This is a genomic window from Streptomyces sp. (genome assembly GCF_019510245.1).
Taxonomy (GTDB): domain Bacteria; phylum Actinomycetota; class Actinomycetes; order Streptomycetales; family Streptomycetaceae; genus Streptomyces.
The window spans coordinates 1-8,464 of the sequence record NZ_JAEKKT010000084.1 but is presented as its reverse complement, the minus strand read 5'-3'; the positions used below and the strand labels follow the sequence as shown (position 1 = coordinate 8,464).

The following is an 8,464-nucleotide window of genomic DNA, read 5'->3' as shown; positions in this document are numbered from 1 at the left end:
TGAAGGTGTGGGTGGACGGTGCTGCGTCGGAGGCTGGTGGGTGAGCGTCGCCGTGTGTTCCCCGGGGTGCTGCTCTCTGCCTGGCAGCGCCTGCCGCGCAGCCGGCGCCATCTGCCTCTGTCCCCGTCGGCCCTTCGCGTTGCCGATGTGCTCGCCGCATCCCCTGGGCGCGGGCACCTGGTCCTGCGGGGCGGGCGGAGAATTCGAGGCCGGAGCTCACCGAGATTCTGGGGGGCGGTAGAGGAGCCTGGTCTCAGGCGCATGGCCGATGCGCTGGTTTTCGGCGATGCACTCGCTGCATGGTATACGTTGCGGGGCGCTCACGGAAAAGTGGACTTTGAAGATATTCCGGTGACCGAGTTCTGGACCGTTGCGCACTTTCCGCAGGCTAGGGGGCGGCAAGGCTTCGCAAGGCGCGGCATTGCTGTACATGAGTTCCGTCGCCGTTGGATGAGAAAGTATGACGGTGGTGTCCCCCTATGCTCGCGTCGACATTCTCGATGCCCAGAGCAGCCGCTGATCGTCGAGGACGTACGTTCATACGGTGCGCGTCGTGTCTCCGCGCGAGGGCCGACGCCCCCGCTCACCGGGCCGGAGGCGCTCGCCTTCGCCGAACTCGCCGCCCTTGCAAGCGAGTTCACCGGCCGCACCGTCACCCGGACCACCGCGCCGGACGCGACGTTCCGCACCCGCCTCGTGGCCGGCGGCGTACCCGCCGAGACGGCCGACCAGCTCCTTCGCATCTTCACACCGCCGCCCGCGAGGGCGAATTCGCGACCCGGGGTCCGTGCTGGCCCAACTGCTCGGCCGTGAACCCGTCTCCGTGCACACGCTGCTGCGCGAGCGGCTGGCGTAGGGGCAGAACCAGGCGGCGGCAGGTCAGGAGGTGGCGATCAGATACGCCTGCGGACTGGTCTCCGCCAACCCCGCGTCCGCTTCCCGCACCGTCCGGGAGTGGAGCCGGAAACCGGCCTCGGTCAGCAGCCTCACCATCTCCTCCGGCCGCCGCCGCTGGAAGTCCAGGGCCACCGGATGCCCCCAGGGGTCCTCGAACCGGCGCGCCGCGTCCCCCACCTGGAAGGCGAGCAGCAGGTGGCCTCCGGGCCTCAGTACTCTCCTGAACTCCCCGAACAGCTGCGGCAGATGGTCGTCCGGGGTGTGGATGGACGAGTACCAGCACACCACCCCGTCCAAGGCACCGTCCGCCACGGCCAGTTCCAGCATCGAGCCCTGGACGAAGCGGAGGTCCGGGTTCTCGCGGCGGGCGACGGCGAGCATCGACGTGGACAGGTCCAGGCCGAAGACGGAGAGGCCGAGCCCGGCCAGCCGGCCCGTGACCCGGCCGGGGCCGCAGCCGAGGTCGGCCACCGTGCCGCCCGGGCCGACGAGTTCGGCGTAGGCGGCCAGCAGGGCGCGGTCCAGGGGCCGGTTGGAGACGTCTTCGCGGAAACGGTCGGCGTAGTCCTCGGCGATCGCGTCGTAGAACGTACGGGTGGCGGTAAGGAAGTCGGCGGTCATGCCCGCGGACCCTAACGGGCGGCACTGACAACAGCGCCCCGGAGCGCTCGGCCGACCCCGGCCGCCCGCAGCGGCGCCGCCCCCGCCGACGCCAGCTCCTGGACCCGCGCCGGGAGCTCCACCCCGCCGTGCGGCGCCGGGCCCACCAAAGAGCAGGGCGAGGAGGGCCGGGATTCCGGCCGGGACGACGAGAGTCACCGAGGGCGCCGCCTGCGACGGCGCCGCCCAGGCCCCCGTCCCTCGTCGCCTACGCGGGGCCGGCCCAGTTCAGCGCGGTCGGCGGCACCGGACCCGGCCCGCCGCCGGGCCGCGATTCCGCCGGCCGGCCAGGAGTGCATGCGCGGGTCGTCCGCATCCTTCGGGTCGTCCGGTTTGCCGAACGTGTGTTCTTTGCGATGAGCGAGTAGAAGTGGCGTTCGTCAAGGCGGACGGTCGTACCGATGGAGCGAAGGAACGGGATGTCCGAGGCGATCGACCGGCCGGAGCGGTCCGGCCGGCTTCCGATGGAGTGGATCGCCGGGTCGCTGAAGCGCGAGCGGGCCCGCGCCGGGCTCTCCCTGTCCGAGCCGGCCACACGGGCCGGTGTCGCGAAGCCGACGCTGTCCCGGCCGGAGGCGGGTGGCGGCAACCCGAGCGTGGAGACGCTTTGGTCGCCGGGGGTGGCGCGGGAGTCCGAGCCGCACATTCCGGGAACGGTCGAGCATCTCGGCGTATGCGGCGGGCGGGTTAAGGCCAGGCCACGCGGAGAAGCCGTCGCATTGAACCCCGGGGATCATCTGACGTATCGCGGCGATGTTCCCCATGTGTACGAGGCGTTGGCGCCCCGCACCACGTTCGTGCTGGTCATGCAGCACATTCAGGCGGCGGGGAAAAGGCAGGAGCCCCGTCGCCTGACGGCGCGGGGCTCCTTGGGTACTGCACTCAGTCTGCGATCAGACTTGGTTTGTCTGGAATCAGACGGGGGTGACGTTCTCCGCCTGCGGACCCTTCGGGCCCTGCGTGACGTCGAAGCTCACCTGCTGGTTCTCCTCCAGGGAGCGGAACCCGCTGGCGTTGATCGCGGAGTAGTGGACGAAGACGTCGGGGCCGCCGCCTTCCTGGGCGATGAAACCAAAGCCCTTTTCGGCGTTGAACCACTTCACGGTTCCGGTAGCCATAAGCCCTCCTTGGGCCCAAAGGGTCGCCCTGCTCCAGAACCTGCAAGTGTGAAAACAAGCTAAGTGCCGCACAACTGCATACGTCTGAAAACTACGAGAGCCCGCGGTTACATGCTCCGCAGGCTCTGTACTGCAAGGGAAACCAAACTGCAACTTGCGGCGAGCCTAGCATGTAGGCAGCCGAAAGCAACAGAGGCCAAGATCACGTCACCCGAACGTTTGAATGCCCGCGAGGGTGGGTTGACCGGGGGACGGTCGAGGCTTCAGGGGTGGGGGCGGTCCAAGCACGGTACCCCACGGGGTCTAGTCTCGCGATGTGGACAATTCTCGCACCCGGCCGCGCGTCGGCCACATCCAGTTCCTGAACTGCCTGCCCCTCTACTGGGGGCTCGCGAGAACCGGCACCCTCCTCGACTTCGAGCTGACCAAGGACACCCCTGAGAAGCTCAGCGAGCAGCTGGTACGCGGCGACCTCGACATCGGGCCCATCACCCTCGTCGAGTTCCTGCGCAACGCCGGCGACCTGGTCGCCTTCCCGGACATCGCCGTCGGCTGCGACGGCCCCGTGATGTCCTGCGTGATCGTCTCGCAGGTGCCGCTGGACCAGCTGGACGGCCGCCGGGTCGCCCTCGGCTCCACCTCGCGCACCTCGGTCCGCCTCGCCCAGCTGCTGCTCGCCGACCGCTACGGCGTCCAGCCCGACTACTACACCTGCCCGCCCGACCTCAGCCTGATGATGCAGGAGGCGGACGCGGCCGTGCTGATCGGCGACGCGGCCCTGCGCGCCAACCTGCTGGACGGCCCTCGCTACGGCCTCAAGGTCCACGACCTCGGCTCGCTGTGGAAGGAGTGGACGGGCCTGCCGTTCGTCTTCGCGGTGTGGGCGGCGCGCCGGGACTACCTGGAGCGCGAACCGCACATCACCCGTGAGGTGCACGGCGCCTTCCTCGACTCCCGCAACCTCTCCCTGGAGGAGGTCGCCAAGGTCGCCGAACAGGCCGCCCGCTGGGAGGCCTTCGACGAGGCGACCCTCGCCCAGTACTTCACCACCCTCGACTTCAGCTTCGGCGCGCCGCAGCTGGCGGCGGTGGCGGAGTTCGCCCGCCGGGTGGGCCCGACGACCGGGTTCGCGCCGGACGTGAAGGTCGACCTACTGAGCGCCCCGTAAGAGGAGCGCCCCGTAAGGGGCGCGGGGCTGTGTCGACATGCGGCTCCGCCGCGCGGGCGCGACCAGCCCCCACCGGTCCCCACGGCCCGCGGCAAAAGAACCACATAGCGCGCGGAGCGAATAGGCTGCAGCCGGACTCTCTGGGGGGTGAGGGCGCATGCAGCCGCTCGCGGGCGACGAACCCACGGCCGTCGGGCCGTACCGGCTGCTCGGCCGGCTCGGCTCCGGCGGCATGGGCCGCGTCTATCTGGGCCGTTCGGCCGGCGGCCGCTCCGTCGCCGTCAAGATCGTGCACCCGCACTTCGCGCTGGACGAGGAGTTCCGCGCCCGGTTCCGCCGCGAGGTGCAGGCCGCGCGCCGGGTCGGCGGCGCCTGGACGGCCTCCGTCCTGGACGCCGACCCCGACGCGCCCGTGCCCTGGGTCGCCACGGCCTACGCGGCCGGCCCCTCCCTGACGGCCGCCGTGACCGACGGCGGCCCGCTGCCCGCGCGCACGGTACGGGCGCTGGGCGCGGGGCTCGCCGAGGCGCTGGCCGCGGTGCACGAACTGGGCCTCGTGCACCGGGACGTGAAGCCGTCGAACGTACTTCTGACCCTTGACGGGCCGCTCCTCATCGACTTCGGCATCGCCCGTGCCACCGACGGCACGGCGTCCCTGACCTCCTCGGGGGTGTCGATCGGCTCGCCGGGATACATGTCCCCGGAGCAGATCCTCGGCAAGGGCGCCACGGGTGCCGCGGACGTCTTCTCCCTCGGCGCGGTGCTGGCGTACGCGGCCAACGGGGCGCCGCCGTTCCCCGGGGACTCCTCGGCCGCCCTCCTCTACAAGGTCGTCCACGAGGAGCCCGAACTCGGCTCGCTCGACGGTGAGCTGCGGGAGGTGGCCGAGGCCTGCCTGGCGAAGGAGCCGGGACGGCGGCCGGGCCCGGCGGAGGTGGCCCGGCGGCTGGCTCCGGAGGGCGCCGCACGGCTGGTGGCCGGCGGGTGGCTGCCCAGGGCGCTGGTGGAGCGGGTGAGCCGGAGCGCGGTAGAGGTGCTGAACCTGGAGGCCGCGGAGGCCGTGCCGGCCGCGGCACCGGCCTTTGGGCCGGTGGAGTCCAGCACCCCTTCCGTGGCCGTGGCCGGGGAGTTCGGACCGCCGCCGACGGTCCCGCCCGCGGCCGTACCCGAGCCGCAGGACGCCGTGCCCACGTCGGAGGCGACGCCCGAGATGCCCGAGATGCCCGGGACGCCCGAGACGCCCGAGACGCCCGAGACGCCCGGGACGCCCGGGACGCCGGGGAAGTCCGGCAAGGTGTCCGTGAGCGTCGCCGCGACCGCCGTGCCGGGCGCCGGCGGGCGCGGGCGCCGGGTGAGCTGTACGGTCGCGCTCGGGGTGGCCGCCGCGCTGGCGGTGGTCACCGTCGGGGTCGGGTTCCTGGTGAAGCCGTTCCTCGGGACCGACGGCGGCGAGGGGGGCAGTGACGCGGGCGCCGCCGCCAAGTCGCCCTCGACCTCCGCGTCGTCCGCCTCCGGCGGCGGGCGGATCCCGGCCGCCTACCTCGGCACCTGGCAGGGTTCGGCCACCGCCCTGTCCGGCAACCTGCCCATCGGCACCTTCCGGGTCACCGTCGAACAGGCCTCGGTCGGGCAGGAGCTGGGGCGCCTGCGGCAGACCGACCAGCTGGGCGGGGTCTGCACGGACATCCTCACCCTGAGGGCGGTGACGGCCGCCCGGCTCATCGCCTCCTCCACCGGCGCCAAGGGCAACCACGACGGCTGCGACCCCGGCACGAACACCGTCTACCTGACCCCGAGCCACGGCGACCTGGTCTACACGTCGGACAGCTCGGCGGAGGGGAACCCGGTGGCGGTGATGTCGAAGGCGGGGGACTGAACGCCTCGGGGATCCCCCGCCGCACGACCGCGCACGGCTACCGGGATTCATTCGCAGTGCTCCGGCGTTCACGCCGGGGGTGAAGCGAATCAGGTGGGTGCGACGGGGAGCGTCGCGGTGTCGTTCCGGCGGAGCCGGACCCTGCTCGGTGACGGTGACGCTTCGCTCGTATGTTCTCGGTGGCGGCGCTTGTTCGGTATGCCTACTGTGCTCGTCATGCAGCTCCGGTACGCCTTCAGGGTGCGACACGAGGTCGCACCGCTCAAGCGGATAACTCGGGTTCAACTGGGTTGTCCCAGACCAGTGTTCTGAGGTCTGGTCCCACGCTCACATGCGTCGCTGGTAACGGCGGGGTGTGAAGCTGAGTGCTCAAGGCCCAAGAACGTCAAGACATCTGACGTCACAGGCCGAGGGACAGTCCGGAAGGGTGAACGAAAGTGAACCCCTGTCAAAGCCTCGTCAGCGTTACCCGCCCGATGTCGAGCAACAGCGGCGGTCATGGCCCGGGCGCTGGAAAGCGTCAAGCGGAGCCGAGGGTTCTGACCCGAGGCTCGTGAACACCGCTGGCCACGGGGCAAAAGGGGGCACCCTCCCCGGGCGCACCTTGACGGTGCGGAACGTGGAAACCCGGTTGAGGTCCAGAGGGATCTGGTAGGCCGACCGCAAGGAGAGCGGAATCCCTCAGCCGGACAGGATGGTTCAAGAAGCGAATGCCGGTCCCCGAAAGGGAAAGGGAAGTCGGGTGAATGTGCCCGTATAACCTGCCGGATACGGGGATTTCCCCGGCCCGAAAGGGAGCAGACGTGAACCAGGTGAGCCTTTGAAGTGAACTGAGAAGAAGCCCGAACCGAGGGGCAAGTTAGACACCGGAAGGACGGTGGACATGTCTGCTCTGCCGCTCAGCCCGGTGAACGGACCCGAGGACGCCTCCGCGCTGTGGCACCAGGTCGACTGGAGCCGATGCGAGGGGGAAGTACGGCGACTGAGACAGCGGATCTTCAAGGCCGTGCAGGAAGAGGACTGGCCCAAGGTCAGGAATCTGCAAAAGCTCATGCTGCGGAGCTACTCCAACACGCTGGTCAGCGTGAGACGAGTGTCCCAGCTGAGTACTGGCCGCAAGACGGCCGGCGTCGACAGGAAGAAGGCGGTAACGCCCAAGGCCCGTTGGGATCTCGCGTCAGAGGTCCATCGGGTCGAGAAGCCCTGGCGAGCCATGCCGGTCAGGCGGGTGTACATCCCGAAGAGTAACGGGAAGCAACGCCCGCTCGGTATTCCGACGATTCGGGACCGGGCCATGCAGGCCCGTGTCAAGAATGCGCTGGAACCCGAGTGGGAAGCCCGTTTCGAACCCCGGTCGTATGGTTTCCGCCCGGGGAGAGGGTGCCACGACGCGATCGAGGCTATTTTCGGGGCTGCGGCACGCAAGAGCGCCAAGCGCCTCTGGGTTCTCGATGCTGATCTGTCGGCGGCATTCGACCGCATCGACCATCCTCGCCTCATGGACGCCGTCGGGGGATTCCCCGGTCGGAGTCTCATCCGTGCGTGGCTGAGGGCCGGTGTGGTCGAAGATGGCCGCTTCACGCCAACCGAGGAGGGAACTCCACAGGGCGGTGTGATCAGTCCGTTGCTGATGAATGTGGCACTTCATGGGATGGAGGAGGCAACAGGGTGTCGGTACTGGGGAGCCGAGGCGAAGACGTACGCGCCGAAGGCTGCTCCCAGGACCCCGATCCTGATCCGTTATGCGGATGACTTTGTGGTCATGTGCCACAGCAAGTCCGAAGCTGAAGAGATCAAGGAACGGTTGGCAGAGTGGCTGGAGCCGAGAGGGCTGCGGTTCAATGAAGGAAAGACCCGAATCGTCCACATGGAGGAAGGGTTCGACTTCCTCGGCTTCAACATCCGCCGCTACGACGGAAAGCTACTCATCAAGCCAAGTGCTGATGCTGTCAAGAGACTCCGGGCAACCCTGCGCACCGAAGTGAAGGGGCTACAAGGCTCCAATGCGGCGGGAATGCTAAGGGCGCTGACGCCCATCATCCGCGGATGGTCGGCGTACTACCGGAAGGCGGTTTCCTCTCGAACATTCTCAAGTCTCGACAACTATCTGTGGGGGCTGCTCTGGGAGTGGGGGAGAAGGAGTCATCCGAAGAAGCCAAGGGTCTGGGTAGCCAACAGATACTTCGGCAGGTTCAACGAGTCCAGAAACGACAAGTGGGTGTTCGGGGACCGCATCAGCGGTGCCTATCTCCCCAAGTTCGGCTGGACCAAGATTGTCCGCCACGTGCAGGTTAAGGGTGCGGCGTCTCCCGACGACCCTGCCCTGGCCGAGTACTGGCAAGGACGCCGCCGTAAGAAGGCGCCACCGCCGATGGACAAGGTAAGTCTGTCCTTGGCGTACAAGCAGAGGGGGCTCTGCCCGCTCTGCAATCAGGCGCTCATCGCCGGAGCCGATTACGAACCGGACAGTCCACGCGAGTGGATCAACTGGTTTGCGGCCTCGAAAAAGATGCTGCACAAGCATCACTTCGTTTACCGGAGAGAAGGCGGTTCCGACGATCGAACCAATCTTCGTCTCGTGCACTCCGCATGCCATCGACAGCTACACGCTCAAGATGGCGCACAGGCCAAGTGAAACTGCGCTGGCCCATGGGGCGAGCTTGAGCCGTGTGCATTGAAAGGTGCACGCACGGTTCTGAGGGGGCCGGGGTGCAGTAATGCATCCCGGCTACCCGACTTGTACCC

Annotated in this window: 5 protein-coding genes and 1 pseudogene; 4 read left to right on the top strand and 2 right to left on the bottom strand. The window is 68.7% G+C overall.

The window, feature by feature from the left end:
• Nucleotides 1-879: 879 nt before the first annotated feature.
• A complete protein-coding gene (locus JF597_RS04930; RefSeq protein WP_293989504.1) occupies nt 880-1,518 on the bottom strand; it encodes a class I SAM-dependent methyltransferase in 639 nt (212 codons plus the stop codon).
• A 458-nt stretch (nt 1,519-1,976) separates the two neighbouring features.
• On the opposite strand from JF597_RS04930, the pseudogene JF597_RS04925 reads away from it, so the two are divergent.
• A pseudogene (locus JF597_RS04925) lies at nt 1,977-2,375 on the top strand (helix-turn-helix transcriptional regulator); the annotation flags it as partial.
• A gap of 96 nt (nt 2,376-2,471) precedes the next feature.
• Here JF597_RS04925 and JF597_RS04920 read toward each other — a convergent pair.
• The gene (locus tag JF597_RS04920) at nt 2,472-2,675 is read right to left on the bottom strand and encodes a cold-shock protein (protein ID WP_003992177.1); all 204 of its coding nucleotides are present in this window, start codon (nt 2,673-2,675) and stop codon (nt 2,472-2,474) included.
• 316 nt (nt 2,676-2,991) lie between these two features.
• Here JF597_RS04920 and JF597_RS04915 point away from each other — a divergent pair, with 316 nt between their 5' ends.
• The 3 genes from JF597_RS04915 (at nt 2,992) to ltrA (ending at nt 8,354) form a co-directional block, all read left to right on the top strand.
• Complete coding sequence (locus JF597_RS04915; RefSeq protein WP_293989398.1) at nt 2,992-3,843, top strand: menaquinone biosynthetic enzyme MqnA/MqnD family protein; 852 nt, start codon at nt 2,992-2,994, stop codon at nt 3,841-3,843.
• A 157-nt stretch (nt 3,844-4,000) separates the two neighbouring features.
• The gene (locus tag JF597_RS04910; protein WP_293989395.1) at nt 4,001-5,719 is read left to right on the top strand and encodes a serine/threonine-protein kinase; all 1,719 of its coding nucleotides are present in this window, start codon (nt 4,001-4,003) and stop codon (nt 5,717-5,719) included.
• A gap of 883 nt (nt 5,720-6,602) precedes the next feature.
• Nucleotides 6,603-8,354 (top strand): group II intron reverse transcriptase/maturase, encoded by a 1,752-nt coding sequence (ltrA, locus tag JF597_RS04905; RefSeq protein ID WP_293989392.1) that lies wholly within the window; start codon nt 6,603-6,605, stop codon nt 8,352-8,354.
• Nucleotides 8,355-8,464 lie beyond the last annotated feature (110 nt).

What these genes read in the sequence shown, in the direction of transcription:
- JF597_RS04920 (WP_003992177.1), bottom strand. Translation starts at nt 2,675, where the DNA reads ATGGCTACCGGAACCGTGAAGTGGTTCAACGCCGAAAAGGGCTTTGGT.
- JF597_RS04910 (WP_293989395.1), top strand. Translation starts at nt 4,001, where the DNA reads ATGCAGCCGCTCGCGGGCGACGAACCCACGGCCGTCGGGCCGTACCGG.
- JF597_RS04930 (WP_293989504.1), bottom strand. Translation starts at nt 1,518, where the DNA reads ATGACCGCCGACTTCCTTACCGCCACCCGTACGTTCTACGACGCGATC.
- ltrA (WP_293989392.1), top strand. Translation starts at nt 6,603, where the DNA reads ATGTCTGCTCTGCCGCTCAGCCCGGTGAACGGACCCGAGGACGCCTCC.